We start from the raw sequence: 21828 nt of genomic DNA, 5'->3' as shown, positions 1-21828 counted from the left end.
AAGCCCTTTGTTTGCCGGGCCAGGAGCCGCCAGAAAAAAAGTTGGTCTGCAAATTGCTTAAGGCTGTGCAACACAGCAGTGGGCGGCAAACGTCCGGCATGCAGAGGAACGACAGTGGACAAGTACCTTTATGTGGCAATGACCGGCGCCAGCCAGAACGCACTGGCGCAGCGGGCCCATGCCAACAACCTGGCGAACATCTCCACCAATGGTTTTCAGAAAGACCTGGAGCAGGCGCGCTCGATGCCGGTGTTCGGCGACAGCTTTCCGGCGCGGGCGTTTGCAATGTCCGAGCGGCCTGCCACCGATTTCACCCCGGGTGCGCTGGTGGAAACCGGTCGCGACCTCGACGTGGCGGTCAGTGGGCCGGGCTGGATGGCCGTGCAGAACCCCGACGGCGGTGAAAGCTACGTGCGCACCGGCAGTCTCAACGTTGACGCCCTGGGCGTGCTGCGGGCCGGCAATGGCATGCCTGTGATGGGCAATGGCGGTCCTATTGCCGTGCCGCCGGAGCAGAAAATCGAAATCGGCCAGGACGGCACCATCAGTATCCGTGCCATGGGCGAGGGCCCGCGCGTGATGGCTGAAGTGGACCGTATCAAGCTGGTCAACCCGGACCTCAAGAACATGACCAAGGGCCTGGACGGTTCTATCCGTACCAAGGATGGCCAGCCGGCACCGATCGACGCCAGCGTGCAATTGGTGTCGGGCTTCCAGGAAGCGAGCAACGTCAATGCTGTGGACGAGATGACTTCGGTTCTGGCCCTGGCCAAGCAATTCGAGCTTCACGTGAAAATGATGAACACCGCCAAAGAAGGCGACGAGGCCATGGCTCGGGTCTTGCAGATCTAACCATTAATTAAAGCGTCGCGCCGAAAATCAGGCGTACGAGGAGAATCGAATGCTTCCGGCTCTGTGGGTTGCCAAAACAGGTCTGTCCGCCCAGGACACCAACCTGACTACCATTTCCAACAACCTGGCGAACGTCTCGACCACGGGTTTCAAACGTGATCGTGCCGAATTCCAGGACTTGCTGTACCAGGTCAAGCGTCAACCAGGTGCCCAGTCGACCCAGGACAGCGAACTGCCGTCGGGCCTGCAAGTCGGTACCGGTGTGCGCATTGTCGGTACCCAGAAAAACTTCACCGCCGGCAGCCTGCAAACCACCGAGCAGCCGCTGGACATGGCCATCGACGGTCGCGGTTTCTTCCAGATCCTGCAACCGGACGGCACCACGTCCTACACCCGTGACGGTACGTTCCACCTGGACTCCAATGGCCAGATCGTCAACGCCAGCGGTTTTGCCCTGGAACCGGCCATCATCATCCCGAACGATGCCCAGACCTTCACCGTGGGCCGCGACGGGACCGTGTCCATCACCGTGGCGGGCAACCCGGCCGCTCAGGTGATCGGCAACCTGCAGACCGCCGACTTCATCAACCCGGCCGGCCTGCAAGCGGTGGGTAACAACCTGTTCCTGGAAACCGCTGCCAGTGGTGCGCCGCAAATCGGCACCCCGGGTTTGAATGGTTTCGGCACCACGCTGCAGAACACCCTTGAAACGTCCAACGTGAGCACTGTTGAGGAGATGGTCAACATGATCACCACCCAGCGCGCCTACGAGATGAACTCCAAGGTGATCTCCACTGCCGACCAGATGCTTTCGTTCGTTACGCAGAATCTGTAATCACTTCTATAGGGCGGCCTCAGGGTCGCCTGCAACACCGAGAGGTAGGGTCATGAAACGCTTTGTATCTGTTCTGGCATTGAGTGGGGTCACCGCGCTCGCCGGCTGTGTCGCGCCTACGCCAAGGCCCAATGACCCGTACTACGCCCCGGTGTTGCCGCGCACGCCGCTGCCGGCCGCTGCCAACAATGGCTCGATCTACCAGGCCGGTTTCGAGCAGAACCTGTACAGCGACCGCAAGGCATTCAGGGTCGGTGACATCATCACCATCACCCTGAACGAGCGGACCCAGGCGAGCAAGAACGCTAACTCCCAGGTGGACAAAACCAGCAATACCAGTGTCGGCCTCACTTCGTTGTTCGGCTCCAGCCTGACCACCAACAACCCCATTGGCAGCAATGACCTGAGCCTCAACGCCGGTTATGGCTCCGACCGGGCCACCAAGGGCGACAGCAAGTCCGGCCAGAGCAACAGCCTGACCGGCTCCATCACCGTGACCGTCGCCGACGTATTGCCCAACGGCATCATCGTCGTGCGTGGCGAGAAGTGGCTGACCCTCAACACCGGTGACGAGTTGGTGCGCATCGCCGGCATGGTTCGCGCCGACGACATCGCTACCGATAACACCGTTTCTTCCACCCGTGTGGCGGATGCGCGCATCACCTACTCGGGTACCGGTGCCTTCGCCGATGCGAGTCAGCCGGGCTGGTTCGACCGTTTCTTCCTCAGCCCGAAGTTCCCTTTCTAGGTGGTCCAGTTGAATCTTAAGCGGTTGAACCTCAAACAGCTGTTGATGGGTGTGTTGGTGATGTCGGCAGCCTTCACCGCTCAAGCCGAGCGTCTGAAGGACATCGCCAGCATTTCCGGCGTGCGTTCCAACCAGTTGATCGGCTACGGCCTGGTCGTGGGCCTGAACGGTACCGGTGACCAGACTACCCAGACCCCGTTCACCCTGCAGACCTTCAACAACATGTTGTCGCAGTTCGGCATCAAGGTGCCGCCAGGCTCGGGCAACGTGCAGTTGAAAAACGTCGCGGCGGTGTCCATCAATGCCGATCTGCCGGCGTTCGCCAAGCCCGGCCAGCAGGTGGATGTCACGGTTTCGTCCATTGGTAACTCCAAGAGCCTGCGCGGCGGTACGCTGCTGATGACGCCGCTCAAGGGTATCGACGGCAACGTCTACGCCATCGCCCAGGGCAATCTGGTGGTGGGCGGTTTCGATGCCGAAGGACGCGACGGTTCGAAGATCACCGTCAACGTTCCGTCGGCCGGCCGTATCCCTGGCGGTGCGTCGGTGGAACGTGCGGTGCCGAGCGGTTTCAACCAGGGCAACAGCCTGACACTGAACCTCAACCGCTCCGACTTCACCACCGCCAAGCGCATCGTCGACAAGATCAACGACATGCTCGGCCCAGGCGTGGCTCAGGCCATTGACGGTGGCTCGATCCGCGTCACCGCGCCCCTGGATCCGAGCCAGCGGGTCGACTACCTGTCGATCCTGGAAAACCTCGAGGTCGACCCGGGCCAGGCGGTGGCGAAAGTCATCATCAACTCGCGCACCGGCACCATCGTGATTGGCCAGAACGTCAAGGTTTCGCCGGCCGCCGTGACCCACGGCAGCCTGACCGTGACCATCACCGAAGACCCGATCGTGAGCCAGCCGGGCCCGCTGTCCAACGGTCAGACTGCCGTCGTGCCCCGTTCGCGGGTCAATGCCGAACAGGAAGCCAAGCCGATGTTCAAGTTCGGCCCGGGCACCACTCTGGATGAAATTGTCCGGGCAGTGAACCAGGTCGGCGCGGCACCGGGCGACCTGATGGCGATTCTCGAAGCCTTGAAACAGGCCGGCGCGTTGCAAGCCGACCTGATCGTGATTTGAGGAGCGGGCCATGGATATGCGCAAGGGCGCTTTGATCAGCGGGGACTCGGGCTCCTACTCGGACCTGAACCGCCTGAACCAACTCAAGGTTGGCGACAAGAACAGCGATGGCAACCTGCGTAAGGTGGCCCAGGAATTCGAGTCGCTGTTCCTCGGCGAAATGCTCAAGTCCATGCGTTCCGCCACCGAGGCATTGGGCAAGGACAACCCAATGAATACGCCTGAAGCCAAGCAGTATCAGGAAATGTACGACCAGCAGTTGGCCGTTTCCATGTCTCGCGAGGGTGGCGGTATCGGCCTGGCCGATGTCCTGCTGCGCCAGATGTCCAAGAACAAGCCGCTGGCGCCGGGCGAAGCAGCCGCTGCGTCGGCTGCCAAGCAGCAAGAGGCGCTGGACAAGGTCAAGGCGGTGCCCACCCCGGTGGCTGCCGGAACATTGCCCACCAACGGGCCATTGTCGCGCCTCAGCGGCCAGCGTCCGCTCTGGGCTTCGCGGGCCGTCAGCGCACCGCAAGGGGCGGGCGAGGGCAGTCATCGAAACGACATGGAGCTGCTCAACCAGCGTCGACTGGCCTTGCCGCCGAAACTGGCCGACCGTCTGTTGGCCGGGCTGGTGCCGTCGGCATCGACCAACGCTGATATCAATGCGCCGGTCCAGAACATCCGCTCGGATCGCGCTGTCAGCGCCACCCAGTCCACCTCCGGCGAAATGGCCAATGGCGACTGGCTGGCCGCGCTCAAGGCCTCCGGGTCGAGTGGGGACATGCAGGTCTATGGTCGCGCCGTGGCACAACCACCATTGGCGCCGGCCCGCAAGGCCTTCCGGGATGCCGACGAATTCGTCAACGCCATGTTGCCCATGGCCAAGGAAGCGGCGGCCCGCATCGGCATCGATCCGCGATACCTGGTGGCTCAGGCGGCCCTGGAAACCGGCTGGGGCAAGTCGGTCATGCGCCAACCCGATGGCAGCAGCAGCCACAACCTGTTCGGCATCAAGGCCAGCCAGAACTGGAAGGGCGATTCGGCGCGGGCAATCACCAGTGAGTTCCGCAATGGCGAGATGGTCAAGGAGACGGCCGAGTTCCGTTCCTACGCCTCGTATCGCGACAGCTTCCATGACTTGGTCAATCTGCTGCAAAGCAACAGTCGCTATCAAGCTGTGCTGAAGTCGGCCGATAACCCGGAACAGTTTGTACGCGAGTTGCAAAAGGCCGGTTACGCCACCGACCCGCACTACGCCAGCAAGATTTCGCATATAGCCCGGCAGATGACCAGTTCCCAGAACTACGCATCCGCAGGCGCCACCACGACTTTATAAGGTCTGAACCATGAGTTTGCTCAATATAGGGATGTCGGGTCTGTCAGCCAGCCAGACCGCGTTGGTGACCACGGGTAACAACATTGCCAACGTCGATACCGCCGGATATTCGCGTCAGCAGACCGTGCAGACCACCAAGGCCTCCAATCAATACGGCAACGTGTTCATCGGATCCGGCACGACCCTGGCCGATGTGCGCCGGGTCTACAACTCCTACCTTGAAGCGCAACTGAAAACCACCACCTCGCTCAACAGCGATGCGGCGGCTTATCAGGGCCAGATCACGCCTCTGGACTCCTTGCTCTCGGACAGCGGCACCGGCCTCAACGGCGCGCTGACCAAGTTTTTCGCGTCGGTGCAGAACGTCAACGCCAAGCCTGGTGACGATGCGTCCCGCCAGTTGCTGCTCAGCGATGCCCAGGCCTTGAGCAATCGGTTCAACTCGATTTCCAGTCAGTTGACGGAGCAAAGCGAAAACATCAATGGCAACCTGTCGAGCATGGTTGAACAGGTCAACAAACTGGCTTCCACCATTGCTCAGTTGAACAAGAAAATCGCCGAAGTTTCCAACTCGGGCGGCGCGCCTAACGACCTGCTGGACTCCCGTGGCGAAGCCATTCGCCAGCTTTCCACCTTCACCGGTACCCAGGTCGTGGAGAACGGCAGCAGCCTGGACATCTACCTGGGGTCCGGTCAACCGCTGGTGATGGGCACTGTCACCAATACCCTGGAGGCCGTGCCGGACAAGAACGATCCGGGGCGCACGGGTATCCAGCTCAACAGCAGCTCCAGCTCCATGGACCTCACTTCGGTGCTCACCGGTGGCGAAATCGGCGGCCTGATGCGCTACCGCAGTACCGTCCTCGATCCGGCCATGAACGAGTTGGGCCGCGTCGCGCTGGTGATTGCTGACCAGATGAACACCATACAGGCGTCGGGCATCGACCTGAACGGTGCCTTTGGTTCCAACCTGTTCAACGACATCAACAGTACCGCGCAGGTCAGTCAGCGCAGCGTTGCCGCGCTGAACAACAGTGCAGGTTCCGGCAATTTCAACGTGGCCATCACGGACGCCGGCCAACTGACCACCAACGACTACAAGGTCACGTTCACCAGCGGTACCAACTACACCGTCCAGCGCCTGCCCGATGGCTCGTCGATGGGCGCGTTCAGCACCGCGACGACGCCTGCGCCGGAGATCGACGGCTTTTCGCTGACCTTCGCCAACGGCACCGCAGCAGCCGGCGACTCGTTCAAGATCACCCCGACCCGCAACGCGGCGGGCAACATCAAGACCGAGATGACCGACTCCAAGCGGCTGGCGATTGCCGCGCCTCTGGGCGCAGCCATCGTGCCGGGTGGCAGCGGCACGCTGACCATCCCTGCCAGTGGGCAGCCGACCCTGACGACGAAGCTGGATATCTACGACGCGGCCACGACGACGGTCATTCAGAACGGCATCAAGACGTCCATGCCGGTCAAGGTGGTGTTCGGAGCGACCTCGGCCGACGGCACCAGCCAGGCCTACCAGTTACTCGATGCCAAGGGCGTACAGATCAGCAATGGCACGATCAAGCCCGGTGAGAGCAATACATTGAGCCTGAGTGTTCCGCTCAAGGACGCCAGTGGCAACCCGATCATGGATTCGGCCGTGCCACCGGTACAGCGCACGGTCACCTTTGACATGTCCATCGCCGGTTCGCCGTCCAATGGTTCCTCCATCAATGTCAGCCTCTCCCAAGCTGGCAGCCTGGACAACCGTAACGGCAGCGTCCTGGCCGGTTTGCAGACGGCCAAGACCGTCGACACCGGCTCCTCCAGCGGCGGTATTTCCCTGAACGATGCCTACGGCAAGCTGGTGGAGGGCGTAGGCTCCAAGGCCGCCCAGGGCAAGCTCGACAGCGCTGCCACCGGCGCGATCCTGAACAACGCCAAGAGCGCGCGCGACTCGCTGTCAGGCGTGGATCTGGACGAGGAAACCGGCAACCTGGTCAAGTTCCAGCAGTACTACACCGCGTCTTCGCAGATCATCAAGGCGGCGCAGGAAATCTTCAGCACATTGATCAACAGTCTTTAAGGAGCCGTAGCCCATGCGCATCTCTACCTCACAGTTTTACGAAAGCACGGCTGCGAACTACCAGAAGAACTTCGCCAATGTGGTCAAGACCAGCGAAGAGGCCAGCAGCCTGGTGCGCGTGAACACTGCTGCCGATGATCCGGTGGGTGCTTCTCGCCTGCTGCAGTTGGGCACGCAGGCGTCGATGCTGTCCCAGTACGAAACCAACGCCAATACCATCAAGGCGACCCTGGGGACCACCGAAGCAGTGATGACCAGCATTGGCAATGTGCTGCAGCGAGCCAAAGAGTTGGCCGTCGGCGCCGGCAACGCCGGTTATACCGATGCGGACCGTCAGGCCAACGCTTCGGAGTTGGGACAGATCGAAGAACAGCTATTGACGCTGATGAACAGCAAGGACGAGAACGGCAAGTATATTTTCGCTGGCTCCAAGGGCGATACCGTTCCATTCACCCGCAACAATGATGGTACTTACAGCTACAACGGTGATCAGGTGACTCTGGATCTGCCTGTCGGTGACACCATGTCCATGGCCACCAACAGCACTGGCTGGGAAGTTTTCCAGCAGGCCGTCAATACCAGCCGCAGCCAGGTCACCATGACCGCGCCGGCGGTGGATGATGGGCGCGTGGTATTGTCCAACGGCCAGGTGTCGTCCAACGTCACCTACAACAACCAATTCCGCAGTGGCGAGCCCTACACCGTAGAGTTTGCCAGCGGTACTCAGTTGAAAATCACAGACTCAAGCGGTAACGATGTGACTGCCGAAGCTAGCCAGGGCGGTGCTTTCGACCCTGCCAGCAAGAGCGGCCAAGGGGTGACGTTCCGTGGTGTGGAGCTGACCCTGAACATCAACCTGCAAACCGGTGATACAGCCGGTGCCGTGTTGCCCGGGCATACCTTCACATTGGCTGCCAAGCCGGACACTTTCGTCCCGACACGCAGCCCGGGCAATTCGACCGCGACGCAGATCACGGACAGTGCCATCACCGACCCAGTGGCATACCACGCCAGTTTCCCTACTGGTTCGGCGGTACTGAAATTCACCAGTGCGACCGATTTCGATCTCTACGCCGCCCCATTGACCGCTGACAGCCAGCCGGTTTCCAGCGGTACCCTGGTCGGCAACGTGGCAACCGCTTCGGGCGTGAGCTTTACTCTGAATGGCGCGCCAGCGGCTGATGATCAGTTCAGTATTGCGGTCAACACCCATGAAACCCAGAACATTCTGGATACCGTAAGCCAACTGAAAGCCGCGTTGAATACTCCTACCAATGGTGACCCGATCGCGGTGCAGAAGCTGCAGGCCTCGCTGGCCTCTGGCATTGGCAATCTGGCGAGCGGTACCGATCAGTTGTCCAGCGCGCTGAGTTCGGTAGGGGGGCGTGGCCAGGCACTGGACACCCAGAGCGATACCAATCAAAGCTTGATCAAGGCCAACACCCAGACCCAATCGTCAATTCGCGATTCCGATGCGGCCGAGGTAATGACCCGCCTGACCTTGCAGCAGACCATGCTTCAGGCCTCTCAGCTGGCCTTCAGCAAAATTGCCCAGTTGGGCCTGTTCAACAAGATCTGAGCCGGTATCAACCGAGCCGCCAACCGTCTTTCTAAGCGGTTCCGGGGCTCCGGCCTGAAAGGGTCGGAGTCCGCCGCTCGAGATTTTTGCCGTGAAGCCACTTCCCCTCGTCAGCATCGTCATCCCCGCATATAACCCCCGTTTTTTTGACCAGGCACTGCTAAGCGCCTTGGCCCAGACCTACGAACACGTCGAAATCATCGTTTGCGACGATTCGCCTGGCGATGATATTCGCCACATCGTCGAGTCTTTCACCGAGCCGGCCCATCCGGTCCGTTACCTGAAAAATCCACAGCGTTTGGGACTTCAGGGCAATCTGTTGCGTTGTGTCGAAGAGGCGCAAGGCGAGTTCATCAAGGTGCTGTGTGATGACGACCGGCTGTTTGCGCCGAGTATCGCCATCCAGGCCCAGGCGCTGATGGATCATGCTGATGTAACCGTGGTGTTTGCGCTGCGGTTGTTGTGTGACGCGGGTAACTTCATTTTGCCGCCGCGTATTGATAACTGCCGTTTTTCGCCAAGCGATGCCGTGCTCAAGGGCGACGACATGCTGGCGATTCTCGAAAGCACGCCGACCAATTTCATTGGGAATTTCAGTTCTGCCCTGATGCGTCGCGTCGATGTGCTGGAGTTGTTGCCTGCGTTGATTCAGGACGGCGCCGGTTTTGTCGCCATGCTCGACTTCGCACTGTTCGTCTGCCTGATGCGGCGTGGCAATCTGATCGCGTTGAGCACGGTATTGAGCGTCGAGCGCAAGTATGCAGAGCGTTTGGGCAGAACCCCTGAAATGCTGAAGGCTGCCAAGGTGGAGTGGGAGTGGTTGGCACAAATGCTCTCTGCTCGCAGTGGTGAAGCCGCACCAGCATCGGGATGGGTGCGCTATATCGAGTTGAGCAAAACCACTGATCAGCCTCATGCCTGGCAGGAACTCTGTGTTACCCGCGTACTGGGCAACCGCAATACCGTCGTTAATGGCCGGGTAGGGGCGCAGAGTGAGAGTTACGAGGACTTTTACCGCGAGTGGTTGGCCATCCGCCGGTTCAGCGAGGCGGAGCAGCGTGTCATGCCGGCGCGCATCGATAGCTGGCCGTTTCGTCCGAACATCGTGCCCGTGATCATCGATGCCCAGGGCGATGCGACGTCGCTTGCGAAGACATTGTGCAGCCTTGATGGCCAACTGTACCCGGCACAGGCCGTGGTGGTCCTTTCCGATGCCCATTGCGAGGCCGGCGAGCGAGTGTTGCAGTTGCCCTACCAAGCCGATTGGCCGCGCCAACTCAATGCCATCGTTGCACAGCTCGAAGGTGCGCACTGGTTCTACCTGTTGCAAGCGGGCGACATCCTGCGCGATTCGACATTATTGATCCTGGCCGAGCGTGTGGCGGGTAGGCAGGGAGTTCTCTGCATATACAGCGACGAAGGGGCGCTGGTGGATGGGGAGTCCTTCGAGCCAGTGTTCAAGCCGGATTTCAATCTGGACTTGATGCGTGCCTATCCCTACATCGGGCGAACCCTGGCCTTCGAGCGTGAGCGGTTCATGACCCTGGGCGGTTTCGATCCGGCTCGTGGTGAGTTGGCGCCTCAGGATCTGGTATGGCGTCTGGTCGAAGAAGCTGGCCCACAAACCATTGAGCACATTGCCGAAATCCAGGTCGAATCCACCCTGAGTTTCGCCCAATGGCTATCGTCGCCCGAGGTCATCGAGGGCAATGCCGCACTGGTCGGCGCGCACCTGGATCGCATCGGCGTGAGCCATGAGATTCAGCGGGATACCCTGCCGCTGATCAATCGCATCAGCTACCACCATGATGCTCGTCCGTTGGTGTCCATTATCGTGCGCACCGGTGACTCGCTTGCAGCACTGCAGCATTGCACCGAAAGCCTGATCGAACGCACGGCCTACACTCACTACGAAATACTGATCGTGGACAGCGGTGTCCGTGACCCGGCCATGCTCGACTGGCTGGCAAGCATGGCCCAGTTGGGCGCGAGCATGTTGCGCGTGCTGCGTTATGCCGGCGATGACAGCGACGCCGCAGTGCGCAACTTTGCCGCGGGCCAGGCTCGGGGCGAATACCTGCTGCTGCTCAGTCCGCAGGTTGTCATCTGTGAAAATGACTGGCTGGATGAGCTGCTCAATCATGCCAGGCGCCCGGAAGTCGCGGTGGTTGGCGCACGGATACTCAGTCCCCAGGGCGCGATTGTCGGCGGTGGACAGATCCTTGGTCTGGCCGGGCCGGTGGGCACGCCGTTTCATGGTGAATCGGCGGCCTCCCGCGGCTACATGCAACGTTTGCATACGACGCAGAACTGGAGTTCGGTCAGCAGCGATTGCCTGATGGTTCGCAAGCAAGTATTCGAGGAACTGGGCTGCCTCGACGAGGCAACTTTCAGTCTCGGCCTCAGCGATGTCGACATGTGCTTGCGCGCGGGCAAGGACGGGTACCTGGTGGTCTGGACGCCCTATGCCAGTGTCATGCAGGTTGTCCCTCAGTCGACGTCTGTCAAGCCTGAAGAGGCGACATTGCTGGAGCGTGAGCGCGAAGTCTTCTATCGCAAATGGTTGCCGCAGATCGCACGGGATCCGGCCTACAGTCCCTCTCTGGGGCTTGGGGCGTCAAGCTTCAGCCTCGAACCCTCATTGCGTAACAACTGGAACCCGTTCTGTACCCGTGCGCTGCCATTGATACTGGGGCTGCCGGTCAACGCCACTGCGGTCGGCCATTATCGTGTCACGGCCCCCTTGGCCGAACTTGAAGCTGCCGGACGGGTGATTGCCCGGATCGCCTACGAGTCGCCCTCTACTGTCGACATCGAGCGATTGTCACCGGATAGCATCGTATTGCAAGGGCGATACAGCGAAGGTTCTGCCGGCGATATCCTGCGAATGAAGAAATATTCCAGCGCCTTGCGGATCTTCGAACTCGACGACTATGTGGTCAGTGCTCCCAAGAAAAACACCCACGCTCGCAACAAGCCGGTCAACACCGAACAGATGCTTCGTGAGGGCATTGGCCTGTGCGATCGCGTCGTGGTGACGACCCAGGCGCTGGCCGATGCCTTGTCCAGCATGCACAGCGAGATTCGCGTCGTGCCCAACATGCTGACACCCGAGCCGTGGGCCCGGTTGACCAGCCGTCGCGGTACGTCATCCAAACCACGGGTTGGCTGGGGCGGCGGGACCAGCCACAGCGGCGATCTGGAAATCATCGCCGACGTGGTCCGTGAACTGGCCGATGAGGTGGAATGGGTATTCTTCGGCATGTGCCCGGAGGCGTTGCGGCCCTATGTCCATGAGTTCCACGGCTCAGTTGCGCTGAACCACTATCCGTTCAAGCTGGCCAGCTTGAATCTCGACCTGGCCCTGGCCCCCTTGGAGTTCCACATCTTCAACGACTGCAAGAGCAACCTGCGTTTGCTGGAGTACGGCGCCTGTGGCTATCCGGTCATCTGCACCGACACCAAGGCCTACGACGGCTTCCTGCCCTGTACCAAAGTGCGCAGCAACAGTACCGAGGAGTGGATCGGGGCGATTCGCATGCACCTGGCCGATCCTGATGCCAGCTATCGCATGGGCGATGAACTGCGCGAAGCGGTGCTGCGTGACTTCATGCTCAGTGGGGATAATTTGCAGCATTGGTTGTGGGGGTGGTTGCCGGATTGAATGTCGCGTACTGCGGGAGCGAGTCGGCTCGCTCCCGCAGGGTTCCTTCTATTGATCGTTTTGCCTGACTCTCTGTTCCCTGCCTCCAGATGGGTGTTATCGAGCTGGCGCGTTTCCTGCAAGTCCCCCTCATATCGCCATAAAACGAGCGCTTGCGACGAACTCGGAGCGCTCTGAACGGCATTGACGGTGTAATCCCTGCGCCCGCAAAGCGAAACAACGCTTGGCCGAGCCTGGTGATGAACGAGAGGGGAGACGATGAAGGCAGTTATCCTGGCAGGTGGGCTCGGAACGCGAATCAGCGAGGAGTCGCACCTCAAACCCAAGCCGATGATCGAGATCGGTGGCAAGCCAATTCTTTGGCACATCATGAAGCAGTATTCCGCCCATGGAATCCACGACTTCGTCATTTGCCTGGGCTACAAGGGCTACGCCATCAAGGATTTCTTCGCCAACTACTTCCTGCACACCTCCGATGTCACCTTCGACATGTGCAACAACCGCATGGACGTTCACCAGAACTACAGCGAGCCGTGGCGGGTGACCTTGATCGATACCGGTGAAGACACCATGACCGGCGGGCGGCTGCGTCGTGCGGCTCGTTATCTCGAAAACGAAGAGGCGTTCTGCTTCACCTATGGTGACGGCGTATCGGACCTCAACATCGGCGCTTTGGTGGATTTTCACCTGTCCCACGGCAAGCTGGCCACGGTGACGGCGGTCCAGCCGCCAGGGCGTTACGGTGCGTTGGAGCGCGACGGCGATAGGGTTCTGGGTTTTACCGAGAAGCCTCGCGGTGACGGCGGCTGGATCAATGGTGGTTTCTTCGTGCTCTCGCCGAAGGTCCTGCCCTACATCTGCGACGATCAGACGTCCTGGGAAGTCGAGCCGCTGGCGGCATTGGCCACACAGCAGCAACTCCAGGCCTTCCAGCACGAGGGTTTCTGGCACCCCATGGACACCTTGCGGGATAAAAACCATCTCGAGGCCCTGTGGCAAAGCGGGGAGGCTCCTTGGAAGCAATGGACTTGACCCCGGAATTCTGGCGTGGCAAACGCGTGCTGGTGACCGGCCATACCGGCTTCAAAGGCAGCTGGTTGACGCTGTGGCTGCAAAGCCTGGGGGCCCAGGTCAGCGGTTTTTCCCTGGCCCCGGCCACCGAACCGAGTCTGTTCGAACTGGCCCGGGTGAGCGAGGGCATTGATGATCGACGCGGTGACTTGCGGGATCTCGGCGCTCTTTTGGAACTGCTTGCCGATGTGCAGCCGCAGATTGTCCTGCACCTGGCAGCCCAGCCGCTGGTGCGGGAGGGGTATCGCGACCCGTTGGGCACTTACTCCAGCAATGTCATGGGGACCCTTAACCTGCTCGAGGCGATTCGTCAGGTTGGTGGCGTGCGCGCCTGTGTATTGGTGACCACCGACAAGGTCTATGCCAATCAGGAATGGTTGTGGCCGTACCGCGAAAACGAAGCCTTGGGCGGCCATGATCCCTACAGCAGCAGCAAGGCCTGCTGTGAACTGCTGGCGCAGTCCTACGCCGCGTCGTTCTTTTCGGCTGAGCGGTATGCCGAACACGGCCTGGCCCTGGCCACGGCACGGGCCGGTAACGTGCTGGGCGGCGGCGATTTCGCCCCTGAGCGCCTGATTCCGGATGTGCTCAAGGCCTGGTCGGCGGATGAGCCCGTGACGTTGCGCTACCCCCAGGCAGTTCGCCCGTGGCAGCACGCCCTGGAGCCGCTGGCTGGCTATCTGCAACTGGCTGCCAGGCTTCATGAACAAGGCCCGGAATTCGGCGGTGCCTGGAATTTCGGGCCTGGCGAGGCGGACATGTGTAGCGTCGGCGAAGTTGTCCAACTGCTTGCCGAGCGCTGGCCGCAAGCGCCAGGGCTGCGGATTGAATCGAGCGACCTGCATGAAGCCGGCCTCTTGCGCCTGGACAGCAGTCGAGCCCGGACACTGCTGGGCTGGCAGCCGCGTTGGTCTTTGCAGCAGTGCCTGGCGCAGACCCTGGATTGGCACCTGGCCTGGCAGAACAGTGACGACATGCGTCAGGTCAGCCTCGGCCAGTTGAATTTGTACCGAGGCGCGCTGTGAGCGAGTTCACGTTGAAGGCACTGCCACTGGCCGGTCTATTCAGTGTCCTGCACAAACGGTTTGAGGATCAGCGCGGGCATTTTTCCCGGCTGTTCTGTGAAGGCAGTCTGGACGCGTTCGGGCAACCGTTTCATATCCGGCAGATCAACCATTCCTGCACGCGCCAGCAGGGCAGTGTGCGTGGCTTGCATTATCAGGACGCGGCGCAACCGGAATCCAAGTTGATCACTTGCCTGCGTGGTGAAGTCTGGGACGTAGCCGTGGACTTGCGCCCCGATTCCGAAACTTTTCTGCACTGGCACGCCGAGCATTTGAAGGCGGGTGACGGTCGCAGCCTGTTGATCCCGGCGGGGTTTGCCCATGGATTTCAGACCCTGACCGACGATGCTGAGTTGCTCTATCTGCACAGTGCCGACTACACACCGGAGCATGAAGGTGGTTTGTCGGTGAACGATCCGCGGCTGGCGATCGCCTGGCCGCTGCCTGTCAATAATCTGTCGACCCGGGACAGCAACCATCCCTTGCTCGATGAGCATTTCGCTGGAGTGCGTGTATGAATTGCCGAGGTTGCGGGACTGCCCTGGCGTTGCCACTGATTGATCTCGGCACGTCGCCGCCGTCCAACGCATATGTGCGTGCTGACCAACTGGAGCAGGCCGAGCAGTGGGTACCCTTGAAGGTCGCTGTTTGTCAGCACTGCTGGCTGGTACAGACCGAGGATTACACGCGCGCCGACAGCCTGTTTGACGCCGAGTACGCCTATTTCAGCTCGTTCTCCAGCACCTGGCTGGCCCACGCCGAACGGTATGTCGACGAGATGGTCGAGCGCTTTGGTCTGGGCGTCGACAGCCGGGTGGTGGAAGTCGCTGCCAACGACGGCTACCTGTTGCAGTACGTGGCCAGCCGCGGCATTGCGTGCCTGGGCGTCGAGCCAACCCGCAGCACCGCCGAGGCGGCGCGTGCGAGAGGCCTGGAGATTCGCGAGCTGTTCTTCGGTCGCGATACCGCTTCGCAATTGAAAGGCGAGGGCTGGGCGGCCGACCTGATGGCGGCCAACAACGTGCTGGCCCATGTGCCGGACATCAATGACTTCCTCAGTGGCTTCGCCACGCTCCTCAAGCCAGCCGGGGTCGCCACCTTCGAATTTCCGCAGTTGCTCACGCTGATGGCCGGACAGCAATTCGACACCCTGTATCACGAACATTTCTCCTACCTGTCGCTGACCGCTGTACAAACCTTGTGCGAGCGCAACGGCCTGGAGGTGTTCGACGTCAGCCAACTGGCGACCCACGGCGGTTCGTTGCGGGTGTTCGTCCAGCGCGCCGATGGCGTTCGTCGCCCGGTGCTGGCTACGGTGCAACAGCAGTTGCAGGCTGAACTTGATGCTGGCGTCAAAACCCGCACCTATTACGCAACGCTGGCGCCGGCCGCCGAAGCCATCAAGCACGGTTTGCTGCGTTTTCTGTTGCAGGCCAAGGCCGAAGGCAAGCGCGTAGTGGGTTACGGCGCGGCGGCCAAGGGCAATACGCTGCTTAACTACGCCGGGGTCAAGCCTGATCTGTTGGCCTGGGTGGCCGATGCCAATCCGCATAAGCAGGGCAAGTACCTGCCGGGCAGCCGGATTCCCATCGTATCGCCTGAGCGTATAGCGCTGGAAAAGCCCGATTACGTCCTCGTCCTGCCCTGGAACCTGTTGGGGGAAGTCAGCCAGCAGTTGGCTGAGGTTCGCCAATGGGAGGGGCGATTCGTCATTGCTGTGCCTGAGTTGACAGTGCTATGAAGATTTTGGTGACCGGAGCCACCGGGTTCGTCGGCCGTCATCTGGTCGAGGCCTTGCTGGCGCGTGGTGGTCAGGTAAGGGCTGTAGCGCGTCGGATCGAGTCGGCCCAGGCATTGCCGTGGTTTGACCGGGTCGAGTTCGTGACGGCCGATGTTCACGACGAAGGGCTGGACGTCGCCGGTCTGATTGACGGGGTCGATGCATTGGCGCACCTGGCGTGGCCGGGGCTGCCGAATTACCAGGCGTTGTTTCACTTCGAACACAACCTGATGGCCGATTATCGGTTCATCAGGCAGGTGGTTAAAGCAGGTATTTCCCAGGTCATGGTCACCGGCACCTGCTTCGAATATGGCATGCAGAGCGGGCCACTCGACGAGCAGACGATGCCGCAACCGGCCAATCCCTATGGGATGGCCAAGAATACCTTGCGCCTGTTCCTCGAGCAGTTGCAACGCGAGTGTCCGTTTACCTTGCAGTGGGCACGTCTATTCTATCTCCATGGTGCCGGCCAGAATCCCAGTAGCTTGCTGGCCGCACTGGATCGGGCCATCGATGCCCAAGCCACGACATTCGATATGTCTGGCGGTGAACAATTGCGTGATTACCTGCCGATCGAAACGGCAGCCGCTTACCTGGCGCAGTTGCTAGGGCGGCGTGAATTCAATGGTGTGGTCAATTGTTCGAGCGGCCAACCGGTATCGGTGCGGACGTTGGTCGAAGCACGTCTGCGCGAGCGAGAGGCCGCCCTTTGTCTGAACCTTGGTCATTATCCGTACCCGACTCACGAACCCATGGCGTTCTGGGGTGTGGCCGAACGTTTGCAAACCTTGTTGGGGGCTCCACATGATGCGTGAGCTGTACCGGGCCACCGGTCTTCCCGTTCTGCAGAACCGTACCTTTGTCGATGAGCCGTCAGCCAAGGCCTCGGCGAGTGCCGATATGGTGTTGGTCCAGAACGAAGTGAGCGGGTTGGTATTCAATCAGGCATTCGATGCCGACAAACTCAGCTACGACAGTGATTACCAGAACGAACAGGCCCATTCGGGCCAGTTTCAGCGACACCTGGCTGATGTGGAGAGCATCATCGCCCGGCATTTCACCGGCCAGCAATTGATTGAAGTCGGTTGTGGCAAGGGCTATTTCCTGGAACTGCTCAAGGGCCGGGGCTATGCCGTCACCGGCATAGACCCGGCCTACGAGGGCGACAGTGTCGATGTGATCAAGGCGCCGTTCACTCGCGAGCTGGGCCTGTCGGCCGATGCGGTAGTGCTGCGTCATGTACTGGAGCATATCCAGGACCCGGTGGAGTTCCTGGTCGAAATAGCAGCGGCCAACCAGGGCGGACAAATCTATATCGAAGTGCCGTGCCTGGACTGGATCCTGGAGCATCGCGCCTGGTTCGACCTGTTTTATGAGCACGTCAACTATTTCCGCCTCGACGATCTGCGTCGGATGTTTGGCACGGTGTACGAGGCTGGACATCTGTTCGGTGGCCAATATCTGTACATCGTTGCCGACTTGGCGACGTTGCGCCTGAGACCGGAACAACCGGTGTCGAAACTGACCTTGCCCGACGGATTCACTGGCAGCCTGGGGCGTACCGTACAGATTATCCAGACCTCCCCGGGCCAAGGCTCTGCTATCTGGGGGGCATCTTCCAAAGGGGTAATCTATTCGCTGTTCCTGCAGCGGGCCGGTGTCGCGGTGGACTGCGTGGTGGATATCAATCCGGCCAAGCAGGGACGGTACCTGCCATTGAGTGGTATGCGCGTCTCTTCGCCCGACGAGGCGATGCACCTCCTGCCCGAAGGGGCAAACGTATTTGTGATGAATTCCAATTACCTCGAAGAAATCAGGCGAATGACGGCTGGACGCTACGTCTACCACGCCGTTGACAGCGCTTCGTTCCAATAACCGCGAGATTCGAACATGACCGACAACACCATTCATAACGCTTTCCAAGCCCAATGCCAGACCGAAATTGCCGGTCAGGGCCAAGACCAGAAACTTGTCAGCCTGGCCAAGGAGTTCTTTAACGAGTCGGCCAAGCACAAGTACAGCTACCACTTCTCATGGATGGGCCGGCCAATCATCCAGTTGCCGCAGGACATGATGGCGATGCAGGAACTGATCTGGCAGATCAAGCCTGATCTGATCATCGAGTGCGGCATCGCCCATGGTGGTTCGATCATCTACTACGCCTCGTTGCTGGAGCTGCAAGGCCACGGCGAAGTGCTCGGCATCGACCTGGATATTCGTCCTCACAACCGCGAGGCCATCGAAAGCCATCCGATGAGCAAGCGCATCACGATGATCGAAGGGTCGAGCATCGATGCCGCGATTGCCGAGCAGGTTCATGCCGCCGCCCAAGGCAAAAAAGTCATTCTGGTACTCGACTCCAATCACACCCATGACCACGTGCTCGAAGAGCTGCGCCTTTATGCACCGCTGGTGTCGGTAGGCAGTTACTGCGTGGTAATGGATACAGTCGTGGAAGACATGCCTGCGGACTTTTTCCCGGACCGTCCATGGGGCCCGGGGGATAACCCGAAGACTGCGGTGTGGAAGTACCTGGAAGAAAACGGCGACTTCGAAATCGACCGGCAGCTGCAGAACAAGCTGCTCATCACTGTTGCACCGGACGGCTATCTGCGTCGGGTCCGTTAACTCATCCGTTTCAAGTCATTGGCGTCTGGCAGGTTGTGGGGACAGGAAATATGCAGGTTCGAAACACTCTTCAAGACAACGTAGCACCGCTGAGCGAGCGGTTCACGGTGGTGGTCATTTCCCATAATCGCAGCGCATTCCTGCGGCGTACGCTGCATTACTACAGCAGCTACCCCTGCTCGGTGCTGGTGCTGGATTCTTCGGTCGAATGTGATGAGCAGATAGCCCGGGACTTTCCCTCGGTCGACTACCGGCATTTGCCGCAATTCACCTACAAGGGGCTGCAGGACAAACTGGTTTATGGGGTCAGCCAGGTCACAACGCCTTACATGGTGTTCGCCGCCGATGACGACTTCCTGTTGCACGATGCTTTGACCGAGTCGGTGGAGTTTCTCGAAGCCAATCCCGATTACGGGCTGTGTCACGGTTACGGGATCATGTACCTCTCCTGTGCAACCGAGGTGTGTTACTTCCGTCGTGATCGCAAGGTGCATGAGGATTACAACAGCGAACTGGCCGAAGACCGGGTCATCCGTTTCATGGATCAGTTCCTGCCGCCGTTCTATGCTGTGACTCGTACCGACCTGCTGCAGCAGTGGTACAGCTTGTTGCCGCCAGGGACCAGTTTCGAATGGCAGGAAATCGGACACACCTTTTACCTGCTGGCTTGCGCCAAGGCACGGATCCTGCCGATCCCGTTCGCTGTTCGCGAACTCAATTATGGCGGCTCCGAGCACAATACCAACGTGCTGACTGTGCTGAGCTACAAGGACGCAAAAAGCGTCGCCGAGCGAGAGCAGTTTGCCGAGTTCCTGGCGTCCCTCCCTACGCCGCTCATTGAACAGGCCCCCGGGCGTGTCAAACAGATCGCTCTGGACAGCTTTGCAGCCATGGCTGATTGCTTGCTCCAGGGGCGCTCACTCAAAGGTACGCAGATCATTCGCTCGGCCTGGTTGGAGGCTGGTGGCGAGCCTGTGCGCTCATTTGGGCCGCAGCAGTTTGTCGAAATGCCTTTCTACAACCAGCGGGTATTCGATCTGCTGACCGGGTTTGAATTCCTCCTGCATGCCATGCCGGCAGGGCGCCTGCAGCTTCAGCAATTGGAAGGCATTCTGCTGCGTCAACAAGAGTTGATGCGCGTACAGCCCAACGACAATGAACGCACGATACGCAGCCGTTTGTGGGAAGCCCAAGGCCTGTACGCTTTCAACCGTACTGTGGTGAAGCGCCTGGCCGAGTCGTTGAAAAACAGTGACGAGCCCGAGGAAGCGCTGAAGTTGTTGGCCTGGGGCGAGCAACTGGACTCGGTACCGGGCCAACAGGATCGGCAACTTCTGGAGAACATGCACTCCGGGCGGCTGCTGAGCTGGCTCGAAGCGCGTAATCCCGACACGCAGCAGCTCAAGGCCATTAACGGCCATCTGGCTGAGCATCAGGGCGGGCCTCGCTTCAGTATCCTGTTGTTGGACCTGGACGCTGACATGTTCAAGTTGCAGGCGACTTTCGACAGCCTGGTCAACGGTCACTGCAAAGCGTTCAACGTCGTGGTCTTCACCACCGGCGACCTGCCGGCGACTACCACGGTGCGTGACACCGTACACTTCGTCAAAGTCAGCACCACCAACTATGTCGATCGCATCAATCAAATCATCGGTCAATCCACGGCCGACTGGCTGATGCTTGCCGAGGCCGGTGACCAGTTCACCGCCAGCGGCCTGCTGCGCGCGAGCCTCGAACTGATCGATGCAGAAGGCGTGCGCGCCGTGGCCATGGACGAAATTCAGCGCAAGGCCGATGGCAGTCTTGGCGACGTGTTCCGTCCCGGGGTCAACCTTGATCTGCTGCAATCGGCCCCTTCATTCATGGCTCGGCATTGGTTGATTCGTCGTGAAGTCCTGGCTCAGGCCCGTGGATTTACCGCCGAATACGTCCAGGCCCTGGAGCTGGATTTGCTGTTGCGCCTGATCGAGGACGCAGGGCTGGCAGGGTTGGCGCACCTGGCCGAGCCGTTGTTGATCTGCAACGCCCCAACAGAGCAGGAAAACCCCCAGGAACGTCAGGTCCTGAAGCGTCACCTGGCCGCACGGGGTTATCGTGCCCAGGTCAGCTCGGCTCAGCCGCTGACGTATCAGATCGATTACCAGCATGCCGAGCGGCCACTGGTGTCGATCATTCTCGAAAGCCGTGATAATTTCGAACAGGTACAGCAGGCGCTGGTCAGCGTGCTGCAACGGACCCGTTACCATCGCCATGAAATACTGATCGCTGATAATCACAGCCAATCCGAAGAACTGGCTCAATGGTTGGACAGTCTGGAAGGCAAAGGCGACCGGATCCGCATCCTGCGCAGTGACCGCCGCCTGAATACATCGGCTTTGTATAACTGGGCAAGCACCCAGGCCAAGGGCGATTACCTGGTGCTGTTGTCGGCCCAGGCGCAAGTAATCAACGCCAACTGGCTCGACAGCCTGCTCAACCAGGCCCAGCGGCCTGAAGTTGGGATCGTTGGCAGCAAGCAGATGGACATTCGCGGCATCACCACCCAGGCGGGCCTGGTGCTCAAGCCTGACGGTGGGGTGGGCTCGGTATTCATTGGCGAGCGCAAGGACGCCAAGGGTTACCTCAACGGCCACCAGGCGGAGCAGAACTACTCAGCGGTGTCCGGTGCCTGTCTGATGATCCGCAAGGCGCTGTACGAGGCTATCGGCGGTCTGGACGAAGGACCCTTTGCCGAGGCCTTTGCCGATGTCGACTTGTGCCTGAAGGCGGCCGATGCAGGTTTTCTCACGGTCTGGACGTCCCAGGCGCAGATGCTGCATCCCGGCACATTGCCCGACGCGCCGCAGGCAGCCGAGGCCTTGCAAGAGAAATGGCAAGCCCGTTTCGAACACGACACAGCCCGTAATCCCAATCTGGCTTTGATTGGTACCGGTTTTGCGCTGGGTACTGCCGTGGCTGTGGATTGGGCGCGGTTGCTTGCGTAGCTCATCCGTCTCCTGTCCCCAACCCAAGAGCCCTTGCAAAAAGGGCTTATTGGGAAAAATCTCGTGACCTGCGAGTCATAACGCGCATCTTCACTGT

The 21828-nt window shown here is 60.1% G+C and carries 16 protein-coding genes; all 16 read left to right on the top strand.

Annotation, left to right across the window (positions count from 1 at the left end):
- Positions 1–114: 114 nt before the first annotated feature.
- The 16 genes from AD665_RS16870 to AD665_RS16795 all read left to right on the top strand — a co-directional run bounded on the left by AD665_RS16870 (position 115) and on the right by AD665_RS16795 (position 21731).
- Positions 115–852 (top strand): flagellar basal body rod protein FlgF, encoded by a 738-nt coding sequence (locus AD665_RS16870; protein ID WP_024778627.1) that lies wholly within the window; start codon positions 115–117, stop codon positions 850–852.
- Positions 853–901: 49 nt separating this feature from the next.
- Entirely contained in the window at positions 902–1687 is a 786-nt protein-coding gene (gene flgG, locus AD665_RS16865; RefSeq protein WP_024778628.1) for a flagellar basal-body rod protein FlgG, read from the top strand.
- A gap of 52 nt (positions 1688–1739) precedes the next feature.
- On the top strand, positions 1740–2435 hold the full coding sequence (gene flgH / locus AD665_RS16860) for a flagellar basal body L-ring protein FlgH (RefSeq protein ID WP_024778629.1): 696 nt from the start codon (positions 1740–1742) through the stop codon (positions 2433–2435).
- 45 nt (positions 2436–2480) lie between these two features.
- Complete coding sequence (locus AD665_RS16855; protein WP_033034505.1) at positions 2481–3566, top strand: flagellar basal body P-ring protein FlgI; 1086 nt, start codon at positions 2481–2483, stop codon at positions 3564–3566.
- A gap of 10 nt (positions 3567–3576) precedes the next feature.
- Complete coding sequence (gene flgJ / locus AD665_RS16850) at positions 3577–4884, top strand: flagellar assembly peptidoglycan hydrolase FlgJ (RefSeq protein WP_024778631.1); 1308 nt, start codon at positions 3577–3579, stop codon at positions 4882–4884.
- Between the two features lie 10 nt (positions 4885–4894).
- Positions 4895–6961, top strand: coding sequence for a flagellar hook-associated protein FlgK (gene flgK, locus AD665_RS16845; RefSeq protein WP_024778632.1), 2067 nt, complete (start codon positions 4895–4897; stop codon positions 6959–6961).
- Positions 6962–6974: 13 nt separating this feature from the next.
- Positions 6975–8540: a flagellar hook-associated protein 3 gene (locus AD665_RS16840; RefSeq protein ID WP_024778633.1), complete on the top strand. Its 1566-nt coding sequence runs from the start codon at positions 6975–6977 to the stop codon at positions 8538–8540.
- Between the two features lie 91 nt (positions 8541–8631).
- Complete coding sequence (locus AD665_RS16835; RefSeq protein ID WP_053192886.1) at positions 8632–12204, top strand: glycosyltransferase; 3573 nt, start codon at positions 8632–8634, stop codon at positions 12202–12204.
- Between the two features lie 258 nt (positions 12205–12462).
- Positions 12463–13236, top strand: a complete 774-nt coding sequence (gene rfbF / locus AD665_RS16830; RefSeq protein WP_024778635.1) for a glucose-1-phosphate cytidylyltransferase — start codon at positions 12463–12465, stop codon at positions 13234–13236.
- A complete protein-coding gene (gene rfbG / locus AD665_RS16825) occupies positions 13218–14300 on the top strand; it encodes a CDP-glucose 4,6-dehydratase (protein WP_053192884.1) in 1083 nt (360 codons plus the stop codon). The genes rfbF and rfbG overlap by 19 nt, the downstream gene beginning before the upstream one ends.
- On the top strand, positions 14297–14857 hold the full coding sequence (locus AD665_RS16820) for a dTDP-4-dehydrorhamnose 3,5-epimerase family protein (RefSeq protein ID WP_053192882.1): 561 nt from the start codon (positions 14297–14299) through the stop codon (positions 14855–14857). The genes rfbG and AD665_RS16820 overlap by 4 nt, the downstream gene beginning before the upstream one ends.
- On the top strand, positions 14854–16080 hold the full coding sequence (locus tag AD665_RS16815; protein ID WP_053192880.1) for a class I SAM-dependent methyltransferase: 1227 nt from the start codon (positions 14854–14856) through the stop codon (positions 16078–16080). The genes AD665_RS16820 and AD665_RS16815 overlap by 4 nt, the downstream gene beginning before the upstream one ends.
- Positions 16077–16934: an NAD-dependent epimerase/dehydratase family protein gene (locus AD665_RS16810; RefSeq protein ID WP_024778639.1), complete on the top strand. Its 858-nt coding sequence runs from the start codon at positions 16077–16079 to the stop codon at positions 16932–16934. The genes AD665_RS16815 and AD665_RS16810 overlap by 4 nt, the downstream gene beginning before the upstream one ends.
- Positions 16924–17994, top strand: coding sequence for a class I SAM-dependent methyltransferase (locus AD665_RS16805; RefSeq protein ID WP_053192878.1), 1071 nt, complete (start codon positions 16924–16926; stop codon positions 17992–17994). The genes AD665_RS16810 and AD665_RS16805 overlap by 11 nt, the downstream gene beginning before the upstream one ends.
- Positions 17995–18009: 15 nt before the next feature.
- Positions 18010–18747 (top strand): cephalosporin hydroxylase family protein, encoded by a 738-nt coding sequence (locus AD665_RS16800; RefSeq protein WP_024778641.1) that lies wholly within the window; start codon positions 18010–18012, stop codon positions 18745–18747.
- A 50-nt stretch (positions 18748–18797) separates the two neighbouring features.
- Positions 18798–21731 (top strand): TIGR00180 family glycosyltransferase, encoded by a 2934-nt coding sequence (locus AD665_RS16795; RefSeq protein WP_024778642.1) that lies wholly within the window; start codon positions 18798–18800, stop codon positions 21729–21731.
- The last annotated feature ends 97 nt before the right edge of the window (positions 21732–21828 follow it).

This window comes from Pseudomonas corrugata (assembly GCF_001269905.1).
GTDB lineage: Bacteria > Pseudomonadota > Gammaproteobacteria > Pseudomonadales > Pseudomonadaceae > Aquipseudomonas > Aquipseudomonas corrugata.
Note: the sequence above shows the minus strand (reverse complement) of the source record. Positions and strands in the feature narration are given on the sequence as shown.